Annotated in this window: 21 protein-coding genes and 1 tRNA gene; 6 read left to right on the top strand and 16 right to left on the bottom strand. The window is 73.5% G+C overall.

Going from position 1 to position 20,056, the window contains the following annotated elements; all coding sequences use genetic code 11:
• Nucleotides 1-155: 155 nt before the first annotated feature.
• On the top strand, nt 156-872 hold the full coding sequence (trhA, locus tag ACK8HX_RS09285) for a PAQR family membrane homeostasis protein TrhA (protein ID WP_411940404.1): 717 nt from the start codon (nt 156-158) through the stop codon (nt 870-872).
• 12 nt (nt 873-884) lie between these two features.
• On the opposite strand, the gene ACK8HX_RS09280 is transcribed toward trhA, so the two are convergent.
• Both ACK8HX_RS09280 and mca read right to left on the bottom strand, forming a co-directional pair.
• Entirely contained in the window at nt 885-1,151 is a 267-nt protein-coding gene (locus tag ACK8HX_RS09280; RefSeq protein WP_411940403.1) for a hypothetical protein, read from the bottom strand.
• The gene (gene mca / locus ACK8HX_RS09275; protein ID WP_411940402.1) at nt 1,148-2,086 is read right to left on the bottom strand and encodes a mycothiol conjugate amidase Mca; all 939 of its coding nucleotides are present in this window, start codon (nt 2,084-2,086) and stop codon (nt 1,148-1,150) included. Before mca ends, ACK8HX_RS09280 begins: the two co-directional genes overlap by 4 nt.
• 93 nt (nt 2,087-2,179) lie before the next feature.
• Here mca and ACK8HX_RS09270 point away from each other — a divergent pair, with 93 nt between their 5' ends.
• Nucleotides 2,180-2,557 carry a DUF4307 domain-containing protein gene (locus tag ACK8HX_RS09270; protein ID WP_411940401.1) on the top strand — a complete coding sequence of 126 codons (378 nt, stop codon included), beginning with the start codon at nt 2,180-2,182 and terminating at the stop codon, nt 2,555-2,557.
• A 237-nt stretch (nt 2,558-2,794) separates the two neighbouring features.
• Nucleotides 2,795-3,283 (top strand): transcription elongation factor GreA, encoded by a 489-nt coding sequence (gene greA, locus ACK8HX_RS09265; RefSeq protein ID WP_411940400.1) that lies wholly within the window; start codon nt 2,795-2,797, stop codon nt 3,281-3,283.
• Nucleotides 3,284-3,409: 126 nt separating this feature from the next.
• Here greA and ACK8HX_RS09260 read toward each other — a convergent pair whose 3' ends face one another.
• The 6 genes from ACK8HX_RS09260 to ACK8HX_RS09235 form a co-directional block, all read right to left on the bottom strand.
• Nucleotides 3,410-4,261 (bottom strand): PhzF family phenazine biosynthesis protein, encoded by an 852-nt coding sequence (locus ACK8HX_RS09260; RefSeq protein ID WP_411940399.1) that lies wholly within the window; start codon nt 4,259-4,261, stop codon nt 3,410-3,412.
• 50 nt (nt 4,262-4,311) lie between these two features.
• Complete coding sequence (locus tag ACK8HX_RS09255; protein ID WP_411940398.1) at nt 4,312-5,196, bottom strand: ABC transporter permease; 885 nt, start codon at nt 5,194-5,196, stop codon at nt 4,312-4,314.
• Nucleotides 5,193-6,179: an ATP-binding cassette domain-containing protein gene (locus ACK8HX_RS09250; protein WP_411940397.1), complete on the bottom strand. Its 987-nt coding sequence runs from the start codon at nt 6,177-6,179 to the stop codon at nt 5,193-5,195. Before ACK8HX_RS09250 ends, ACK8HX_RS09255 begins: the two co-directional genes overlap by 4 nt.
• A gap of 32 nt (nt 6,180-6,211) precedes the next feature.
• Nucleotides 6,212-7,543 (bottom strand): glutamate mutase L, encoded by a 1,332-nt coding sequence (locus tag ACK8HX_RS09245; protein ID WP_411940396.1) that lies wholly within the window; start codon nt 7,541-7,543, stop codon nt 6,212-6,214.
• A 5-nt stretch (nt 7,544-7,548) separates the two neighbouring features.
• Nucleotides 7,549-8,727 carry a cystathionine gamma-synthase gene (locus ACK8HX_RS09240; RefSeq protein ID WP_411940395.1) on the bottom strand — a complete coding sequence of 393 codons (1,179 nt, stop codon included), beginning with the start codon at nt 8,725-8,727 and terminating at the stop codon, nt 7,549-7,551.
• A 491-nt stretch (nt 8,728-9,218) separates the two neighbouring features.
• On the bottom strand, nt 9,219-9,809 hold the full coding sequence (locus ACK8HX_RS09235) for a hypothetical protein (protein ID WP_411940394.1): 591 nt from the start codon (nt 9,807-9,809) through the stop codon (nt 9,219-9,221).
• 220 nt (nt 9,810-10,029) lie between these two features.
• On the opposite strand from ACK8HX_RS09235, the gene msrA reads away from it, so the two are divergent.
• The gene (gene msrA, locus ACK8HX_RS09230) at nt 10,030-10,734 is read left to right on the top strand and encodes a peptide-methionine (S)-S-oxide reductase MsrA (RefSeq protein ID WP_411940393.1); all 705 of its coding nucleotides are present in this window, start codon (nt 10,030-10,032) and stop codon (nt 10,732-10,734) included.
• A 78-nt stretch (nt 10,735-10,812) separates the two neighbouring features.
• Here msrA and ACK8HX_RS09225 read toward each other — a convergent pair whose 3' ends face one another.
• The 4 genes from ACK8HX_RS09225 to ACK8HX_RS09210 form a co-directional block, all read right to left on the bottom strand.
• Nucleotides 10,813-12,843, bottom strand: a complete 2,031-nt coding sequence (locus ACK8HX_RS09225) for an oxidoreductase (protein WP_411940392.1) — start codon at nt 12,841-12,843, stop codon at nt 10,813-10,815.
• A 37-nt stretch (nt 12,844-12,880) separates the two neighbouring features.
• On the bottom strand, nt 12,881-13,357 hold the full coding sequence (locus ACK8HX_RS09220) for a DnaJ family domain-containing protein (RefSeq protein WP_411940391.1): 477 nt from the start codon (nt 13,355-13,357) through the stop codon (nt 12,881-12,883).
• 342 nt (nt 13,358-13,699) lie between these two features.
• Nucleotides 13,700-15,076: a cystathionine beta-synthase gene (locus ACK8HX_RS09215; RefSeq protein WP_411940390.1), complete on the bottom strand. Its 1,377-nt coding sequence runs from the start codon at nt 15,074-15,076 to the stop codon at nt 13,700-13,702.
• A 69-nt stretch (nt 15,077-15,145) separates the two neighbouring features.
• Nucleotides 15,146-15,532: a thioesterase family protein gene (locus tag ACK8HX_RS09210; RefSeq protein WP_411940389.1), complete on the bottom strand. Its 387-nt coding sequence runs from the start codon at nt 15,530-15,532 to the stop codon at nt 15,146-15,148.
• Between the two features lie 91 nt (nt 15,533-15,623).
• Here ACK8HX_RS09210 and ACK8HX_RS09205 point away from each other — a divergent pair, with 91 nt between their 5' ends.
• On the top strand, nt 15,624-16,694 hold the full coding sequence (locus tag ACK8HX_RS09205) for an SGNH/GDSL hydrolase family protein (protein ID WP_411940388.1): 1,071 nt from the start codon (nt 15,624-15,626) through the stop codon (nt 16,692-16,694).
• 72 nt (nt 16,695-16,766) lie between these two features.
• Here ACK8HX_RS09205 and ACK8HX_RS09200 read toward each other — a convergent pair whose 3' ends face one another.
• Entirely contained in the window at nt 16,767-17,159 is a 393-nt protein-coding gene (locus tag ACK8HX_RS09200; RefSeq protein ID WP_411940387.1) for a RidA family protein, read from the bottom strand.
• Between the two features lie 184 nt (nt 17,160-17,343).
• Here ACK8HX_RS09200 and ACK8HX_RS09195 point away from each other — a divergent pair, with 184 nt between their 5' ends.
• Nucleotides 17,344-18,567: an acetyl-CoA C-acetyltransferase gene (locus ACK8HX_RS09195; RefSeq protein ID WP_411940386.1), complete on the top strand. Its 1,224-nt coding sequence runs from the start codon at nt 17,344-17,346 to the stop codon at nt 18,565-18,567.
• A 71-nt stretch (nt 18,568-18,638) separates the two neighbouring features.
• Here the strand turns inward: ACK8HX_RS09195 and ACK8HX_RS09190 are convergent, their stop codons facing one another.
• The 3 genes from ACK8HX_RS09190 to ACK8HX_RS09180 all read right to left on the bottom strand — a co-directional run bounded on the left by ACK8HX_RS09190 (nt 18,639) and on the right by ACK8HX_RS09180 (nt 20,046).
• A complete protein-coding gene (locus ACK8HX_RS09190; protein WP_411940385.1) occupies nt 18,639-18,989 on the bottom strand; it encodes a hypothetical protein in 351 nt (116 codons plus the stop codon).
• A complete protein-coding gene (locus tag ACK8HX_RS09185) occupies nt 18,986-19,822 on the bottom strand; it encodes a Bax inhibitor-1/YccA family protein (RefSeq protein WP_411940384.1) in 837 nt (278 codons plus the stop codon). Before ACK8HX_RS09185 ends, ACK8HX_RS09190 begins: the two co-directional genes overlap by 4 nt.
• Nucleotides 19,823-19,971: 149 nt before the next feature.
• A tRNA-Leu gene (locus tag ACK8HX_RS09180) sits at nt 19,972-20,046 on the bottom strand.
• Between the last annotated feature and the right edge of the window lie 10 nt (nt 20,047-20,056).

Here is a 20,056-nt window from a genome sequence, read left to right as displayed (position 1 = left end):
GAGCCGTCGCGCGACTCGCGGACGGTGCCGCCCACGCTACTCCGCCACCACCCGGGGCGCGGGGGCGGCGTGCCGGGCCCCGCGGCGAGCCGGCGCGGCGAGGGTCACACCCTCGCGAGCGCCCAACCTACGGTCGCGTAGGTTACGCTGCCGACATGAGCCGTCCCGAGCCCCGACCGGATGGGGAGTCCGGCCCGCTCGAGACCCTCGAGACCCGGGTCGAGGCCGCCCTCGAGCACGTCAAGCCCCACCTGCGCGGTTGGCTGCACGCCGCGATGACCCCGCTCGCCCTCGTCATGGGGGTCGTCCTCGTCGTCCTCGCGACGGGCACCGAGGGCAAGGTGTCGGCAGCCGTCTTCGGCGGCACGGCGGTCCTGCTCTTCGGGACGTCCGCGGTCTACCACCGCGGCACGTGGTCCCCGCGCGTGGGCGGGTTCCTGCGCCGGTTCGACCACTCGAACATCTTCCTCATCATCGCCGGCACCTACACCCCGTTCGCCCTGCTCCTGCCGCGCGAGCAGGCGACGCGGATGCTCGTCATCGTGTGGAGCGGCGCGGTGCTCGGGGTGCTGTTCCGGGTGTTCTGGGCCGGCGCCCCGCGCTGGCTCTACATACCCGCGTACATGATGCTCGGCTGGGTCGCGGTCTTCTACTTCGGCCCCCTGCTCGAGCACGCCGGCGGGGCCGTCATGGCGTGGGTCGTCGTGGGCGGGGTCCTCTACACCCTCGGCGCAGTGGTCTACGGCACCAAGCGGCCGGACATCTCCCCGCGGTGGTTCGGCTTCCACGAGGTCTTCCACGCGCTGACGATCCTCGCCTTCGCGGCCCACTTCGTCGCTGCGTCGCTCGCGCTCACCGGCCCCTCGGCCTGAGCCGCGGCGGGGTCAGTCGCCGCCGCCGCCGTCCCCACCACCGGAGTCGCCGCCGGCGTCCGTGGCTTCGGCCGAGCCGGAGCGGTCGGTCGGGCTCCCGTCGGCCTGCGGGTCGTCCTTGCCGCGGCCGGCCGCCTGCTGGCGGTACGACATCCGCCGCATCCGCGCGTTCATGTTCCGCATGAGGAACCACAGCGCCACGGCGAGCGCGAAGAAGGCCACGAAGGCCAGGAAGCCCGGTCCGCTGTCGGCACTGGGGGCGTCGGTCGCGAAGGTCATGCCTGGCGCTCCGTCCGGGTGTCGAGGACGGCCGTGAGGCCGCCCGAGGTGGCGAGGGCGTCGGCTTCGGCGACGTCGTCCGGCAGGCCGGCGAAGAGGTCGTCCTCGCCCTCGGCGATCGGGACGTACGACAGCGCGGCCTCGAAGTCCTCGGTGGGCCAGACCCGCGCCTGCACCTCGCGCGGCACCCGGAACCACGTGCCGTCGGGGTCGACCTGCGTGGCGTGGGCGAGGAGGGCGGCGTCGCGGCGCTCGAACCAGTCGGCGCACTCGACGCGGGTGGTGACCGTGCGGTCGGGCCGGGTCCAGCTCTCGAGCCACTCGGCGTACGGGCTCTCCTCGCCGAGCGCCGTGAGCGCCTCGTGGAAGGCCGCGATGCGCGCCTTGCTGAAGGTCTGGTTGTAGTACAGCTTGAGCGGCTGCCAGGGCTCCCCCGCGCCGGGGAACGCCTCGGGGTCCCCGGCGGCGTCGACGGCCGCCAGCGTGACGTCGTGGCACCGGATGTGGTCCGGGTGCGGGTAGCCACCGTTCTCGTCGTACGTCGTGACGACGTGCGGGCGGAACCGGCGGATCTCGCGGACGAGCGCCTCGGCGGCCACCGGGACGGGGGTGAGCGCGAAGCAGCCGTCGGGCAGCGGCGGCAGCGGGTCGCCCTCGGGCAGGCCGGAGTCGACGAAGCCGAGCCACGTGTGCTCGACCCCGAGGATGTCGCGAGCCCGCGCCATCTCCTCGCGGCGGACCCTCGTGAGGTCGCGGCGGATGTGGGCGTCGGCCTGGAGCCGGGGGTTGAGGACGTCGCCGCGCTCGCCGCCCGTGCACGACACGACGAGCACCTCGTGGCCGGCGTCGACGTACCTCGCCATCGTCGCGGCACCCTTGCTGGACTCGTCGTCCGGGTGCGCGTGGACGCACATGAGCCGGAGCCGGTCGGTCACGTGGGGACCCTTCGCGTCGGGGCACTCGGGCATCCCCGAGAATGGACGGCGACCATCCTCTCACCTCGCCCGACGCCCTCCGGAAGGACCCGCGTGCACCTCCCCCGGCCTGCTCCCGGCACCGCCCGATGGTGGGTCGTCGGCACGGTCGGCGTCCTCCTCGGGGTCGCGGTCGTCACCTGGTACGGCATCGCGACGACGGTCGGCGCGGTCCGCCCCGAGGTCACCGCGTACCGGGTGGAGTCCGACACCTCGATCGTCGTCGAGTACGACCTGCACCGGCCGGAGGGGACGGCCGTCACCTGCCGCATCGACGCCCTCGACGGCACGCGGGCCCGGGTCGGCACCGTCGAGGACGCGGTCCCGGCCGACGGGCCGGCCTCGGTCCACCGGGAGGTCCGGCTCCGGACGAGCGTGCGTGCGGTGACCGGGGTCGTCGACTCGTGCGTGCGGGTGTCCACGACGCCCTGACCTGCGCGTTGTCCGCTGCGGGAGGCTGGCAGGGCCCGCCCCCGCGGGGTCCTCGGATGTGGACGAGGAATGTGACGAACGGCCCGGAGCCTGTAGACTCGGTCGTTCCGCACCTCGGGTCTGGGTCCGACACGCGTCGCCGACAACGGCAGCCATCGGACCCGGACCCGTTGACGTAGCAGGGGGCGGAGCCCCGACCCGGGGCGCCCCGCCTCCCCCCGACCAGGAGTGACAGACGTGACCGACACCGCCAACCAGGCGAGCTACCTGACCCAGGCGGCACACGACCGCCTCAAGGCCGAGCTCGAAGAGCTGTCCGGCCCGGGTCGCACCGAGATCGCGAAGAAGATCGAGGCGGCCCGAGAGGAGGGCGACCTCAAGGAGAACGGTGGCTACCACGCCGCCAAGGAGGAGCAGGGCAAGATGGAGGCCCGCATCCGCCAGCTGACCCAGCTCCTCGAGACCGCCACCATCGGCGAGACCCCGGCCGACGACGGCGTCGTCGAGCCCGGCATGGTCGTCACCGTCGACATGTTCGGCGACGAGGAGACCTTCCTCCTCGGCTCGCGCGAGATCACCGACGACACGATGCAGGTGTACTCCGAGAAGTCGCCCATCGGCGCGGCCGTCAACGGCGCCAAGGTCGGCGACACGGTGTCCTACGAGGCCCCCAACGGCAAGCAGATCGAGGTCAAGGTCCTCGCGACGACGCCCTACCAGGGCTGAGCCGACACCTCACCACGCGCGGCCTCCACACGGCCCGGTCCCCCGTCACGGGGGCCGGGCCGTCGCCGTGCCGTCCCCGCCACTCCCCCGTCCCGAGATCGCCCGATACGTCGATCTCGGTACGGGTCAGGGGGTGAGGGCGCCGCTGACGAGGGTGCGGGTCGTGCCACCCACCCAGGTCGTGCCGTCCTCGACGCTGACGTGGACCCGACCCAGTCGGCCGACGACGGCGCCCTGTGCCGCGACGTACCGCGACGGGAGGTGCTCGGCGGGGACGAGCCACTGCGCCAGCCCGGCGTTGAGGCTGCCCGTCACCGGGTCCTCGCCGAAGCCGGCGTCGTCGGCGTAGAAGGCCCGGACCTCCAGGCCGACGCCGTCGTCGCGGGTCCCCTGCGGGTACACCGCGGCGAGGCCGAGCTTCATCCCCGCGGCCTTCGTGGGGTCGGGGTCGACACCGAGGACGACCTCCGGCGAGCGCAGGAGCAGCCCGAGCCAGCCGGGGCCGTTGTCGACCCACGACGCGTCGAGGACGTCCGCCGGCTCGAGGCCGAGCGCATCGACGACCCGGGTCAGCTCGACCTCGTCGACCGGCCCGGACCGGGTGAGCGGCGGCGCTGCGAAGCCCAGCCGGCCCTCGTCGCGCCGCACCTCGACGAGCCCGGCCGCGCACTCCTGCACGACGACGTCCTCGCGGCCGGGGACGCCCCCGGACTCCAGCCAGGCGTGGGCGCTGCCGAGCGTGGGGTGTCCGGCGAACGGCAGCTCTCCACCGATGGTCCAGATGCGCACCCGGTAGTCGGCGCCGGCCCGCGTGGGGGCGCACAGGAAGGTCGTCTCGGACAGGTTCGTCCACCGGGCGACGGCGAGCATCTCCTCGTCGGTGAACGCGTCGGCGTCGTGGACGACGGCGAGGGCGTTGCCCTGGAAGGAGGTGTCGGAGAAGACGTCGACGAAGCGCACGGCGGTCACACGGGTCATGCAACCACGCGAGCGCCGCTCGGCACCCACGCGGGCGCCCGGCGCCCGGGTCAGTCGGTGGTCCGCCGCACGAACGCGCGGACGGCGAGGGGGGCCAGGACCGCCGACAGGCCGACCGACCAGATGACGGTCGTGAGGACGGGGTGCTGGAGCGGGAGGGCCGCGTCGGCCGGCACGGGGAACCCGCCGTCGTTGCCCCACAGCTCGCGCATCGCCTGGACGAGGGCGCTGATCGGGTTCCACTCGGCGAGGAAGCGCAGCCAGTCGGGCATGACGTCGGTGCGCGCGAAGGCGTTGGACAGGAAGGTGATCGGGAAGACCGTCGTGAACATGACGCCCTGCACCGCCTCGACCGACCGCAGCGCCGAGCCGCACAGGATGCCGATCCAGATCATCGCGAACCCGAAGAGGACGAGCAGGCCGTAGCCCGCGAGCCCCCGCAGGATCCCGTCGTGCAGGCCCCAGCCGATGAACAGGCCGGTGACCGACATGACGACGATGCCGATCAGCGAGTGCAGGATGCTCGAGATGCTGCGGGCGACGACGACCGAGGACCGCCCGATGGGCAGCGACCTGAACCGGTCGACGATCCCCTTGCCGATGTCGGACGTGAGGCCGACGGCGACGATGAAGGCGCTGAAGGTCATCGTCTGCGCCATGATCCCGGGGAGCAGCCACTCCTTGTAGTCGACACCGGGGACGGTGATCGACCCGCCGAAGACGAAGGCGAAGAGCAGGACGAACATGACCGGCTGGATCGTCACGTCGGTGAGCATCTCGGGCTGGCGCTTGATGTGCGAGAGGTTGCGGCGCACGAGGGCCCAGACCTGCCGCACCGGACCGGCGCCGCGCTCGTCGGGGTGCATCGGGGTGAACCGGCTCCCCCGGGCGCCACCTCGGCCCTGACCCGTCGTCGGGCTGGTCGTCGTCGTCATGCCGTCACCTCGCTGGTGCGCGAGCCCTCGGGCTCGGTGGTCTGGTCCTCGGCACGGTGGCCGGTGAGGGAGAGGAAGACGTCGTCGAGGCTCGGCCGCTGGAGCCCGATGTCGTCGAGCTCGATGCCGGCCTCCTCGAGGCGGGCGGCGATGCGGGTCAGCGCGCCGACGCCTTCGGCCGGGGCGGTGATGCGCCGGCTGTCGAGGTCGACGTGGGCCTCGGCCACCTCCTCGCGGACGATCGACGCCGCGAGCTCGACCTCGGGGGCGCGGCTCACCGCGACGACGAGGCTGGCCCGGCCCGACTGGTCCTTGAGCTCGAGCGGCGTGCCGTCGGCGATGACCTTGCCGTGGTCGACGACGACGATGCGGTCGGCGAGCTGGTCGGCCTCGTCGAGGTACTGCGTCGTGAGGAACAGGGTCGTGCCGTCGCGGACGAGGTCGCGGAGCACCCCCCACAGCTCGACGCGGCTGCGCGGGTCGAGGCCGGTGGTCGGCTCGTCGAGGAAGAGCACCGGCGGGGTGGCCACGAGGCTCGCCGCGAGGTCGAGCCGGCGCCGCATGCCGCCCGAGTAGTCCTTGACGACCTTGGAGCCGGCCTCGGTGAGGGAGAACCGCTCGAGGAGGTCGTCGGCCTGCTTCCTCACCAGGGCCTTGGGCAGCCCGTACAGGTCGCCGACGAGGCGCAGGTTCTCGCGCCCGGTCAGGAGCTCGTCGACGGTGGCGGACTGGGCGGTGAGCCCCATCCGGTGCCGCACCGCGTCGGCATCGGCGACGACGTCGAAGCCGGCCACCCGTGCGGTGCCCGACGTCGGGATCGAGAGCGTCGTCATCATCCGCACGGTCGTCGTCTTGCCGGCGCCGTTGGGGCCGAGCATCGAGAAGACCGAGCCCTCGGGCACGGAGAAGCTGACGCCGTCGACGGCGGTGAAGTCGCCGAAGGTCTTGACGAGGTCGACGGCCTCGATGGCTGGTGCGGTCATGGGGACACGCTAGGTGCCGCCACCGACAGGCGTCACACCGATTTCGGGGCGCCCGTGACGAGCGTGCGGGCGAGGGCCCTCGCGGCCCCCGGGTGCGCGTCGGCGAGCAGCCCCACCGCGAACAGGACGTACACCGCGTCGACCCGGAGCCGGGGGTCCTCGGGAACCCGCCAGCCACCCCCGTGGTCGGTGACGACCCGCGACAGGACGCGGCCGGCCACCCCGTCCGGGGCATGCCGCAGCACCCCGCCCGAGCCCACGACGAGGACGACGTCGGCGAGCGGCCGCGGTCGCTGCGATGGGTGCGGGGGCCGCCCGTGCCGCCGGGCCGCCACGACGGCGGCGAGCCCGGCGACCTCCTCCTCCGCCTCCCAGTCCCCGGGGCCGACCGCCAGCCGCCCGGGGTCGGCGACGGACGCCGCCGCGTGGGCCACGGTGGCCGCCGACACCTCCAGCCGCTCGCGCCCCGCGGCCTCGACGACGCCCTGGGCGCTCCACCTCATCCCGAGGTCGGCCTCGACCGTGCGCGCGTGCCACAGGGTGCCGACGACGTCGCGGTGGATCGTCGCGTCCTCGCCCTGCGGGGTGAGCACCGAGTAGACGTCGGTCGTCGCGCCGCCGACGTCGACGACGAGCAGGTCCCCGCCGGCGACCTCGGCGACGACCTCGACCCCGCGCAGCACCGCGTCCGGGGTCGCCGCGCGCACGAGCTCGGCGAACCCGCGGCCGCGCGAGAGCCCCTTCCCGCCGATGACGTGGGTGAGGAAGACCTCGCGGATGGCGGCGCGCGCCGCCTCCGGGGCGACGACGCCGATGCGCGGCAGGACGTTGTCGGTGACGACGAACCGCCGGCCGCTCGCCGCGAGGGTCGCGGCCACCTCGGGGGCGGCGTCCGCGTTGCCGGCGACGACGACCGGGGCGGCCAGCCGCGCCCTCGAGAGGCGGGCGGCGTTGTGGAGGAGGACGTCGGCGTTCCCGCCGTCGGTCCCGCCGACGAGGAGGACGAGGTCGGGCCGTGCGGCACGCAGCGCGGCGACGTCGGAACCCGTCATCGGGCCGGCCGCCACGTGGACGACGCGGGCTCCCGCGGACAGGCCGACCCGGTGGCCGGCCTCCGCCGTGACCGCGCGCTCGTACCCGACGACGGCGAGCCGCAGCCCGCCCCCCGCGCTCGAGCAGACGAGGACGTCGCCCGGCTCGCCGTGGCCCGCCAGGGCCGCCCGGACGGCGTCGACCCCGTCCATGACGTCGGTGGCGACGGTCGTCGGGTGGCTCGCCGTCGCGACCACCGCGCCCGAGGAAGCGTCGACGAGGACGCCCTTGGTGAACGTCGACCCCACGTCGACGCAGAGGACGAGCGGCACCGGCGTCAGGTGAGCCGGTCGAGCGCCTGGCGCAGGTCGGCGACGAGGTCCTCGGCGTCCTCGATGCCGACGGACAGCCGGATGAGGTCGCCCGGCACCTCGAGCTCGGTGCCGGCGACGGACGCGTGCGTCATCAGGCCCGGGTGCTCGATGAGCGACTCGACCCCGCCGAGGGACTCCCCGAGGATCCACAGCTGGGTCTCGGCGCAGACCTTCGTGGCGACGTCCTCGCCGCCCTTGACGCGGAAGGCGACCATGCCGCCGAACCGCCTCATCTGGCGCGCGGCGACCTCGTGGTTGGGGTGGTCGGGCAGGCCGGGGTAGTGGACCGCGGTGACCCCCGGGTGGGCGGTGAGGAAGTCGACGACGGCCTCGGCGTTGTCGCAGTGCCGCTCCATCCGGACCGCGAGGGTCTTCAGGCCGCGCAGGACCAGCCAGGCGTCGAAGGGGCCGGCCACCGCACCCATCGCGTTCTGGTGGTAGCCGATCCGCTCCGAGACCGAGGCGCCGTCGCGGGTCGTGGCACCGGGCGCGACGACGACGGCACCACCGACGACGTCGCTGTGGCCACCCGCGTACTTCGTCGTCGAGTGGACGACGACGTCGGCGCCCAGCGCGATCGGCTGCTGCAGGTACGGGGAGGCGAAGGTGTTGTCGACGACGAGGAGGGCGCCGGCCTCGTGGGTGAGCTCGGCGATCGCCTCGATGTCGGCGATGCCGAGGAGCGGGTTCGTGGGCGTCTCGACCCAGACCATCCGGGTCCCGGGGCGCAGCGCGGCGCGCACCGACTCGACGTCGGCGACGGCGGCCACCGAGTGCTCGACCCCCCACGGCTTCGCGACCATGTTGAACAGGCGGTACGTGCCGCCGTAGGCGTCGGACGGGACGACGACGTGGTCGCCGGGCGCGAGGAGGGCCCGGAGCACGGTGTCCTCGCCGGCGAGGCCGCTGGCGAAGGCGAAACCGCGCTCGCCCCCCTCGAGCGCGGCGATGCACTCCTCGAGGGCGGTGCGCGTCGGGTTGGCGGAGCGGCTGTACTCGTACCCGCCGCGCAGGCCCCCGATGCCGTCCTGCTTGTAGGTGCTCACCTGGTGGATCGGTGGCACGACCGCTCCGGTCGTGGGGTCGGGCTCCTGCCCGGCGTGGATGGCCAGGGACGAGAAGCCGAGTCGGTCGGTCGTCATCCCCCGAGCGTAGGCCCGGTCGCACCGAGCGGGGCGAGCGGGCCCGTGGCCCGTCCGCCCCGCCCCGGCCCAGCGGGGCGGGGTGGCCGGGCCCCTGTCGCCCGTCCACCCCGCCCCTGTCCGTCCGGACCCCGCGAGGCCGGCCCCCGGCGCCGGTCTCGTGGTGTCGGCAGTCCTTGCGGTGTCCTGCTCCGCGAAGGCCGGCCCCCAGCGCCGGTCTCCGCGGTCGTGCGTGCTGCTGGTGTGCAGCGGTGCTGCTGTCGTGCTGCGTCCCTGCGGTCCGCCCGGAGAGGCCGGCCCCCAGCGCCGGTCCCTTCGGTCGTCCCGTTCGGGTCGCTCCGCGAAGGCCGGCCCCCAGCGCCGGTCTCCGCGGTCGTGCTGTGCTGCAGTGCTGCAGTGCTGCAGTGCTGCTGTCGTGCTGTCGTGCGGTTCCCCTGCTGTCCGAGGAGGCCGGCCCCCGGCGCCGGTCTCGTCGGAAGTTCGTGGTCGGCCTAGACCGACGAGCCCCACTGCCCCGTCTCGGTCGTCTGGCCCCCGGCTCCCGTGCTGGAGCACTGGCTGCTGCCGTAGCCGGCGAGCGCGGCGCTCATCGTCAGGTGGGTGGCCCCGACGCCGGTCTCGGAGTCGATGTCCCAGACCTGGGTGCGGGTCCCACCCGGCGCGACGGCCGCGGTGAGGGTGAGGGTCACCGAGAAGGTCTGCTCGCCCTTCGGCGGGCCGTCGGGGTTCATCGAGACCGGCGAGGTCCTGCTGAGGCCCAGGCCGGCGATGGTGCGCGGGGAGACTTCGAGGTTCTTGCCGGCGTTGCCCGGCGCCTTGGTGACCGCGAAGACGATCGTGTACGTCGTCCCCGCCGGGATCGAGGTCGTCCCCGCGTTCGAGACCGCGTACGAGAAGGTGCCGATGGTGTGGCCGTTGACGGTCTTGGTCTGGATGGAGCTCGAGACACCGAGCGTCGGCACGACGGTGACCGTGGGTGCGCTGGAGCAGCTGGCGGCGGCCGCCGGCCGGCCCACGAGGATGACCGGGACCGACCATGCGGTGGCGGCGACGAGGCGGCGGCGGGAGACTGCGGTGGGCATCGGTTCGTCCTTCGGTCGAGGTCCCACGTCCCGCCCCTGCCGCGTCCTGTGGGTAAGACGAAGGTAAAGAAATACGCCTCGTTCTTTACTGTTTCTTTACGAATCTCAGACCTTTGAATGACCTCCACTAGACGAACGGTTGACTATTGACCGTTCTTCTACCTACGGATCCATGAGTTCAAGCAGGAATACCCAGACGAGTACGATGGTTGGAGCGAGCATGATCTTCGGTTCCCGTGCCAAGATGACGTTGCCGACGCGCGAGGAGGCCCTTCCGGGCCGTCCTGACCGTTCCTTTACTGTTCCGACGACCCATGAGGTCCTCGGAACCCCGCTCGAGGGGCCCTGGCCCGAGGGCACCGAGGTGCTCCACGTGGCCATGGGCTGCTTCTGGGGTGCCGAGCGGATCTTCTGGAGGCTGCCCGGGGTCGTGACGACCGCCGCCGGCTACATGGGGGGGTACACCCCGAACCCGACGTACGAGGAGACGTGCACCGGGCGCACCGGCCACGCCGAGACCGTGCTCGTCGCGTACGACCCTGCGGCCACCTCCCCCGAGCTGCTGCTCAAGGCCTTCTGGGAGAACCACGACCCCACCCAGGGCAACCGCCAGGGCAACGACCTCGGCACGGCGTACCGCTCCGCGATCTTCTGGACGACGCCGGCCCAGGAGGCCGCGGCGCGCGCGACGAAGGACGCCTTCCAGCGCGTGCTCCACGAGGCCGGACGGGGCGACATCACGACGACCCTCGCGTCGGCCGAGCAGGCAGGGCCGTTCTGGTACGCCGAGGACTACCACCAGCAGTACCTCGACAAGAACCCCGGCGGCTACTGCAACCACGGGCCGAACGGGCTCACCTGCCCGGTCGGCGTCGCCAACCTGCCCGCGCAGACCGACGTCGTGCCGCCCTCGGCCGCGTCCTGACCCACCACCGATTCCGAAGCCGCGGCGCACGCTCTGCGCAACGGCCCCCTCGGGCCGGAGAACGCACGGCGGCCCGGGTCAGAGGGCGGCGGCCAGCTCGGTCCCCTGCCTGATCGCGCGCTTGGCGTCGAGCTCGGCCGCCACGTCCGCGCCCCCGATGACGTGGGTCGGCAGGCCTCGGGCGGCGAGGTCGTCGACGAGGTCTCGCACCGACTCCTGGCCCGCGCACAGCACGACGGTGTCGACGGCGAAGGTCCGCAGCTGCGATCCGTCCTCGCCGAGCCGCACGTGCAGCCCGTCGTCGTCGACCCGCACGTACTCGGCGACCCCGGTGACGAGCTCGACGCCCTTGGCGCGCAGCGCGGCGCGGTGGACCCAGCCGGTCGTCCTCCCGAGCCCCTTGCCGATCGACGTCGTCTTCCGCTGGAGGAGCACGACCTGGCGCGGGCTCCTCCCCGGTCGGGGCGTGGTCACCCCGCCCCGCACGACGGCCGGGTCGGTGACGCCCCACTCCTCGCGCCACGCGTCGACATCGAGGGTCGGTGAGTGCGTCGTCGTCAGGAACTCACTGACGTCGACGCCGATCCCCCCGGCGCCGATCACGGCCACCCGCTCACCGGCCACCTTCTCGCCGCGGACGAGCTCGGCGTAGGTGACGACGGACGGGTGGTCGACCCCCGGGATGTCGGGCACCCTCGGCTCGACGCCCGTGGCGAGGACGACCTCGTCGACCCCGGACGCCACGAGGTCCTCGGCCGTGACCCGGGAGCCGAGGTGGACCGTGACCCCCGTCGTCTCGAGGCGCTTCGTGAACCACCGGATGGTCTCGGCGAACTCCTCCTTGCCCGGGATCCGCATCGCGATGTCGAACTGGCCGCCGACGTGGTCACGCGCCTCGTGGAGGTCGACCCGGTGGCCGCGCTCGGCGAGGGTGGTCGCCGCCGCGAGCCCGGCCGGACCGGCCCCGACGACCGCCACCCGCTTGGCCGTGCGGGTCGGTGAGATGACGAGCTCGGTCTCGTGGGCCGCCCGGGGGTTGACCATGCACGAGGCCCGCTTCTTGACGAAGGTGTGGTCGAGACAGGCCTGGTTGCACGCGATGCAGACGTTGATCTCGTCGGCGCGGCCGGCCGCGGCCTTGTTGACCCACTCCGGGTCGGCGAGGAAGGGCCGGGCGAGCGAGACGAGGTCGGCCCCGCCACCGGCGAGGACCTCCTCGGCGACGTGCGGCAGGTTGATCCGGTTCGTGGCGACGACCGGGACGCCGACGTGCTCCTTGAGCCGGCCGGCCATCCCCGCGAACGCCGCGCGTGGCACCGAGGTGACGATCGTGGGCACCCGGGCCTCGTGCCAGCCGATCCCGAGGTTGAGGATGCTCGCCCCCGCGGCCTCGACCTCGCGGGCCAGCGCGACGACCTCGTCCCAGGTCTGTCCGTCCTCGACCAGGTCGAGCACCGAGATCCGGTAGACGAGGAGGAAGTCGGGTCCGACGGCCTCACGGACCGCCCGGACGACCTCGACCGCGAGACGGCGGCGGTTCTCGGGGCTGCCACCCCACCGGTCGGTGCGGTGGTTCGTGCGTGGGGCGAGGAACTGGTTGATCAGGTAGCCCTCGGACCCCATGACCTCGACCCCGTCGTACCCGGCCCGCTGGGCCAGGCGGGCAGCGCGGGCGAACGCCCGGACCTGCCGCAGCACGCCTCGGTCGGACAGGGCACGCGGGGCGAACCTGCTGATCGGGCTCTTGAGCGGCGAGGGCGCGACGCACCACGGCGTGAACGCGTAGCGCCCGGCGTGGAGCAGCTGCAGGGCCACCAGCCCCCCGGCCTCGTGCACGGCGTCGGTGACGACCCGGTGGTGCCGGGCCTCGCGACGCGTCGTCAGCTTGGACGCCATCGGGTACAGCTGCCCCTCGAGGTTCGGTGCGAACCCGCCGGTGACGACCAGCCCCACGCCCCCGCGCACCCGTTCGGCGAGGTAGGCGGCGAGCTTGGGCAGGTCGCGGGCGCGGTCCTCGAGGCCGACGTGCATCGAGCCCATGAGGACCCGGTTCGGGAGGGTGACGTGCCCGAGGTCGAGCGGTGCGAGCAGGTGGGGGAAGTCGCTCATCGGCCGCCGGTCGCTCCTCGGGTCGTGGCCCGGCGGGTCAGCGCCGGCGGCGCCACCAGCGACGCCGCTGACGAGCCTCGCCGCTGGTTACCGGCGGGTCAACCTCGGCGGGCTGTGAGGCTGCTCGCAGCGCGCGCCACCGCACGACCATCTCCTCGACGTCGACGGTCGGCGCGAGGAGCTGCGGCATCCCGCGCTCCGGCGGTCGCAGCCGGTCGCGGCGGACCCGGCGGTTGTAGTCGTCGAGCACCTCCCGGACGGAGAGCTCGGTGCGCAGCTCGACGAGCGACTCCGGGAAGCCGGCCGCCTCCTTGCGCAGGGCGACCGCGGCCGGGACGACGGCGGAGAGGTCGAGGCCCTCGGCCGCGAGCTTCCTGCGGACCCACCACAGCGGGTCGTCGGGGTCGCCGAGGTCGAGCGGCCGCCCCGCGCCGGGGAGGTCGTCGAACTCGCCGCGCTCCTGCGCCTCCCGGATCGCGCGCTCCACCGGGGTCTCGAACCGCGGCCGCTCCATGCCCCCAGTGTCACCCGCGGACCTGGTTCGAGGTGAGAGGAGACCTCGACACGGTCGGGTTTCACCTCGACCGAGGTGGGGGCGTCCGGTCAGCAGGTCTTCGCGCTGCCGCCGCCGCTCCACGAGCAGGTGTGCACGGTGGTCCCGCGGCGTTCTTGAGGTAAGCCGTATCGCCGGTGTTGTTCCAGACGTACCAGGTGCGGTTGTCGTACCGGGTCGTCGAGGAGGCCGTGCCCTTGCCGGGTCGTGCCGCGGCCCCGAACCAGGCGGGCCGGCCGTCAACACCGGCGTATGCCGCGCGATGTCCTGTCGGTGGGTCGCCCGCGCCCGGGCGACCGTCGGTCAGTCGGCGAGGAAGGCGAGGAGGTCGGCGCGGGTGAGGACGCCGACCGGCTTGCCGTCCTCGATGACGAGCACCGCGTCGGAGTGCTCGAGCTCGTGCCTGGCGGTCGCGACCGGCTCGCCGGCGCCGACGAGGGGCAGGCCCGTGCTCATGTGCTCGGCCACCGAGTCGGCGAGGTGCGCCTTCCCGGTGAACAGCGCCTCGAGGAGGTCGCGCTCGGACACCGCACCGGCGACCTCGCCGGACATCACCGGCGGCTCGGCCTTGACGACCGGCATCTGCGAGACGCCGTACTCGCGCAGGATCTCGATGGCGTCGCGCAGGGTCTCGCTCGGGTGGGTGTGGACGAGGGCGGGGATGTCGCCGGCCTTGGCGTGGAGGACGTCGCCGACGGTGGTCTGGGCCGCGCTGTGCAGGAAGCCGTACGACCGCATCCACTCGTCGTTGAAGATCTTCGACAGGTAGCCGCGACCGGAGTCGGGCAGGAGGACGACGACGACCGCGTCCGCGGGGAGGTCCCTCGCCACGCGCAGTGCCGCGACGACCGCCATCCCGCACGACCCGCCGACGAGCAGGCCCTCCTCGCGGGCGAGGCGGCGGGTCATCTCGAAGGAGTCGGCGTCGCTGACCGCCTCGACGCTGTCGACCTGGTCCGGGTCGTACGCGGAGGGCCAGAAGTCCTCGCCGACGCCCTCGACGAGGTAGGGCCGTCCGGTGCCGCCGCTGTAGACCGAGCCCTCGGGGTCGGCGGCGACGACCTGCACGCGCCCGCCCTCACGGTCGGCGGACACCTCACGCAGGTAGCGCCCGGCGCCCGAGATGGTGCCGCCGGTGCCGGCCCCGGTGACGAAGTGGGTGACCCGGCCGTCGGTGTCGGACCAGATCTCGGGACCGGTCGTCTCGTAGTGCGAGAGCGGGCCGTTGGGGTTCGAGTACTGGTCGGGCTTCCACGCGCCGGGCGTCTCGCGGACGAGCCGGTCGGAGGTGGAGTAGTAGGAGTCCGGGTGGTCGGGCTCGACGGCGGTCGGGCACACGACGACCTCGGCCCCGTAGGCCTTGAGGACGTTGCGCTTGTCCTCGGAGACCTTGTCGGGGCAGACGAAGATGCAGGAGTAGCCCTTGCGCTGGGCCACGATGGCGAGGCCGACGCCGGTGTTGCCCGAGGTCGGTTCGACGATGACGCCGCCCGGCTTCAGCTCTCCGGACTGCTCGGCGGCCTCGACCATCTTCAGCGCGATACGGTCCTTCACCGACCCGCCGGGGTTCATGTACTCGACCTTGGCCAGGACCGTGGCGGCGATGCCGTCGGTGACCGAGTTCAGCCTGACGAGGGGGGTGTTCCCGACGAGGTCGGCGATGTGCTCCGCGTACTTCACGCGGCCCATCCTGTCACGGCGCGAGGACCCCCTCCGCCGGGGCGGACCGGCAGGCCCCGACCGCCCTTCCTACGGTCGGCGGAGCCGGGCGAGGAAGCGCGCCGCGTCCACGACGACCCGCTCGACCCGACCGCGCGCGAGGACCAGACCCGCCCCGTCCCGCGCCTCGACGTCGAGGGCGACCCGCCGGCCGTCGACCTCGGCCACCGTCGCCGTCGCGACCACCGCCTCGCCGACCGTGCTCGCGGCCAGGTGCTCGACGGCCACCCGCACGCCCACGCTGGTCTCGCCCTCGGCCAGCCCGGCAGCGAGGGCGGCACAGGTCGCCGCCTCGCACCACGCGAGCAGCCGGGGCGTCCCGAGGACGGGGAGGTCGCCCGAACCGAGCGCGGCGGCGGTGTCGCCGTCGCCGACCGTGTGCTCGACCCGCCCCGTCGCACCCGCCGTCACGTCCATGCAGGCCACCGTAGGCCGCTTCGCCCGAACCGGAACGGGTCGTCGGTGCCTGGCGTTACCGTGAAGGACCCCGGAGAGGAGCCCGAGCACCATGGGACGCGCTCGTCGAGCCCGCAGGATCGCGGCCACCGCTGCCTACGGCGGCGGCGGGCTGGCGGCTGCCGGTGCGGCCCTCGGTGCGGCCGGGTGGGGCATCATCACGGCCGAGGCCGCCCTGGCGCGCAGGATCATCGGCACCCCGTTCGACGACTCCCCCGACGACGACGGCGTCTACGGCGCCGGGCCCGGTGAGCCGTTCGAGATCGTGGTCCTCGGCGACAGCTCGGCCGCCGGGATGGGCGTCGAGCACGCGAACGAGACCGTCGGCGCCATCGTGGCCCACGGGGTCGCCGCGCTCACCGGGCGCCCCGTGCGGCTGACCAACCGGGCCGTCGTCGGCGCGGAGTCCAGCGACCTCGAGCGCCAGCTGGCGAGCGCCCTCGAGGACGTCATGCGCCCCCACGTCGTCCTCGTCATGGTCGGGGCCAACGACGTCACCCACCGGATCGAGCGCTCCGCGTCGGTGCGCTCCCTCGAGCAGGTCGTCCGCCGGGCGCGGGCCCTCGGCAGCGAGGTCGTCGTCGGCACCTGCCCAGACCTCGGCACCATCCTCCCCATCCGCCAGCCGCTGCGGTCCCTCCTCAAGCGCTGGTCCCGTGACCTCGCGGCCGCCCAGACCGTGGCGGTCGTCGAGGCCGGTGGCCGCACCGTCTCCCTCGGCGACCTCCTCGGACCCGAGTTCGCCCGCTCCCCGCACGAGATGTTCAGCAGGGACCGGTTCCACCCCTCGGCCGCCGGCTACGCGCGGGCCGCCGCGGCCCTCCTCCCCAGTGTCTGCGCGGCCCTCGGGGTCTGGGGCGCCGACACCTCGGACCGTCCTCCCGAGCCGAGGCGTGGCGAGGGCGTGGGGCCCGTGGCCGTCGCGGCGGGCCAGGCCGTCCGCGAGGCCGGTGCCGAGGTCGCCCCCACGGCGATCGCCGGGCAGCTGCGCGGGCCGCGCGGCCGCTGGGCCGTCCTCCTGCACCGCCGGCCCGACGACGTCGTCAGGGCGCTGGGGGAGGCCGAGGCCGGCGCACCGCCGCGGTCCACCGACGCGGCGGCACCGGGCGGCGTCGACGCGTGAGGTCCGCCGTCGGCGGCGGTCGGCGCAGCGCCCACCAACGACGACGGCCCGGGGCGAGGCCCCGGGCCGGTCTCAACCGGACGTGACGATCGCCTCGAGCTCGACCTCCACCCGCCACCGGTCGTCGACCAGCCCCGCCACCCGCACCATGGTGCTCGCGGGACGGATCGCCCCGAAGATCTCACCGTGCACCGTCGAGACGGCATCGATGTCGTCGTTGTCGGTGATGTAGTGGCGGGTGCGGATGACGTCCTCGGGGGTCCCGCCGAGCTCGGCGAGGGCACCGAGGGCGATCTCCCAGCACCGGCGCGCCTGCTGCGCTGGGTCGCGGGAGACGTGCCCGTCGGCGTTGATCGGGGCGGTGCCGGAGACCGCGATGTGCTGGCCGACGCGGACCGCGCGGGAGAACCCCACGCTCCCCTCGTACGGCGACCCTGACGAAGCCCGGCTGCGCATGGTGTCCATGAGGCCATCCTGTCCCTGATGGGCGCCGAGCACACCCCCTGCGGCGAAGCGGGCCGGCGAGACCGAGCCCACACCGCCGGGCCGGTGTGGGCGCGCGCTCCGCGACCTATGGTGGGGGCGCCAGTGAGCGAGCGCTCAGCGACCCGGAGGGTCGTCGCGCCGCCCCCGACCGAGGAGGAACCCCGTGCCCGAGGCCGTCATCGTCGCCACCGCCCGCACCCCCATCGGACGTGCGTTCAAGGGCTCGCTCAAGGACGTGCGGCCCGACGACCTGTCGGTGCAGGTGGTCCGGGGCCTGCTCGACAAGCTCCCCGGCCTGGACCCCGAGACCGTCGACGACCTCTACTGGGGGTGCGCCGAGCCGTCGGGCAGGCACGGCTCGAACATGGCGCGCGTCATCGCCGTCCTCGCCGGGCTGGACGGGCTGCCGGCCGCGACGGTCAACCGCTTCTGCGCCAGCTCGACGCAGACCATGCGGATGGCCTTCCACGCCATCAGGGCCGGCGAGGGCGACACGTTCGTCGTCGGCGGCGTCGAGTGCGTCTCGCAGTACACGAGCTTCAGCGGCGCCGGCGGCAGCGAGGGCGACACCCAGAACCCGGTGTTCGCCGACGCGGCTGCCCGCTCGGCCGAGATCGCCGCGACGAACGCGGTCTGGACCGACCCGCGACAGGAGGGGCTCCTGCCCGACGTGTACCTGGCGATGGGGCAGACCGCCGAGAACGTCGCCACGGTGCGCGGCGTCTCGCGGCAGCGCCAGGACGAGTGGGGCGTCACGAGCCAGAACCGGGCCGAGAAGGCCATCGCCGACGGGTTCTTCGCCCGCGAGATCCTCCCGGTGACGCTGGCCGACGGGTCTGTCGTGTCCACCGACGACGGGCCCCGTGCCGGTGTGACGTTCGAGGCGGTCGCCGGGCTGCAGCCGGTGTTCCGCGCCGACGGCACGATCACGGCGGGCAACTGCTGCCCGCTCAACGACGGCGCGTCCGGTGTCGTCGTCATGAGCGACGCCCGGGCCGAGTCGCTGGGGCTGACCCCCCTCGCCCGGATCGTCTCCACCGGAGTGTCGGCCCTCTCCCCCGAGATCATGGGCCTCGGGCCGGTCGAGGCGTCGCGGCAGGCCCTGGCCCGCGCGGGCCTGACGATCGAGGACATCGACCTCTACGAGATCAACGAAGCCTTCGCCGCGCAGGTGCTGCCGAGCGCCGACGACCTCGGCATGGACCCCGAGAAGCTCAACGTCCATGGCGGCGCCATCGCCCTGGGCCACCCGTTCGGGTCGACCGGCACGCGGATCATGACGACCCTGCTCAACGGCCTCGAGGCGCGCGACGGCCGCTACGGCCTCGAGACGATGTGCGTCGGCGGTGGCCAGGGGATGGCGATCGTCGTCGAGCGCCTCACCTGACCCTGCACCACCGAGCGTGTGTGCTCAGGTGGCCGCCATGGCGGCCACCTGAGCACACACGACTCCGGGTGTCAGGGGAGGGCGCGGCGCAGCTCGGTCAGGGCCTGCGTGATGCCGTCGCCGCGGCCGGCCGCGCACGCGTCCCAGGCGACGACGGCCAGCTGGTCGACGAGCGGGCCCGGTCCGAGGTCGGGTACCGCGGTGCCGGCGGTCCGGGACGCGAGGTCCACGACGAGCGCCCGCACGCGCGGGGCGGCCGGCTCGGCGCGGTCGAGGGGCAGCTGCGCCCACCGGGCGCGGAGGCGGTCGAGCTCGCGGCGCGCGTCCTCGGGGAGGACGTCGGGCCGGGCCGGGTCCGCAGACGACGCCGCCGGGACAGGTCGACCTGCCCCGGCGGTGTCGACGGTGTGCTGCTCGCTCACTCGCGCATGCGGGCGAACAGGCGGAGGAACTCGATGTACAGCCACACGACCGTGACGATGAGGCCGTGCGCGAGGAGCCACGAGTACTTCTGGGGTGCGCCCGTGCGGATCGCGTACTCGATCGCGTCGAAGTCGAGGGCCAGGGAGAAGGACGCCAGCCCGACCGCGAAGATCGAGATGCCGATGCCGAGCATCCCGGTGCCGCCGATGCCGAACGGGGTGTTCGTGGCGAACGCGAAGATGACGTTGACGACGGCGAAGATGGCGTAGCCGAAGATCATCATCGTCATGATCCGGCGGAACTTGGCCGAGACCTTGATGAGGCCGAAGCGGTAGGCGAGGAACATGCCCGCGAAGGTCGACACCGTGGCCATGACCGCCGTGGCGACGACCCCGGGGTACATCCGCTCGAACACCTGGCTGACCGCACCGACGAACAGACCCTCGAGGACGGCGTAGCCGACGATCAGCGGGACGCTGAGGGTCTTCTTGAACGCGATGACGAGGCCGAGGACGAGGGTGCCGACCATGCCGCCGAGGAGCAGCATGAAACCCAGCCCCGGGTTCAGGGCCGCGGCACCCCAGCCGACGGCGCCGAGGACGAGGACGAGGGCGAACAGGCCCAGGGTCTTCATGACGACGTCGTCCATCGTCACGCGGTCGGTCTGCACCGGGCCGGCGGACTCGCGCTGGTACATCTCCTGGAGCTGCTGCGCCGACATCGAGTCCTGCGTCGCGGACGACGCGGACATCGCCTGGCCGTCGGAGCGGAAGCCGGCGTAGCCGGACTGCGCATCCTTATCGAGGCGGTTGAAGGCCGGGTTGCTGGCCACTGTTCCCTCCGTGGGGTCTGGGCGGTGGGTCCACCGCACGTGTCACCAGACTAGACGTGCGGCCGTGCTGCGGTGTTCCCGCTGTGCGCTCCCTGTGGGTGCCCTGTCGACACGCGGGACCCCCCTCGGGTGCCGTTGGGTGCACTCCGTGCCCCCGACGGGTCTCGAACCCGCACCTGGAGCGCTTTTAAGGCGCCTGCCTCTGCCAGTTGGGCCACGGGGGCGGGGCCACGC

Origin of the sequence: Oryzobacter faecalis (genome assembly GCF_046764005.1) — a bacterium.
In the GTDB taxonomy this organism is placed as follows: Bacteria; Actinomycetota; Actinomycetes; order Actinomycetales; family Dermatophilaceae; genus Oryzobacter; species Oryzobacter faecalis.
Note: the sequence above shows the minus strand (reverse complement) of the source record. Positions and strands in the feature narration are given on the sequence as shown.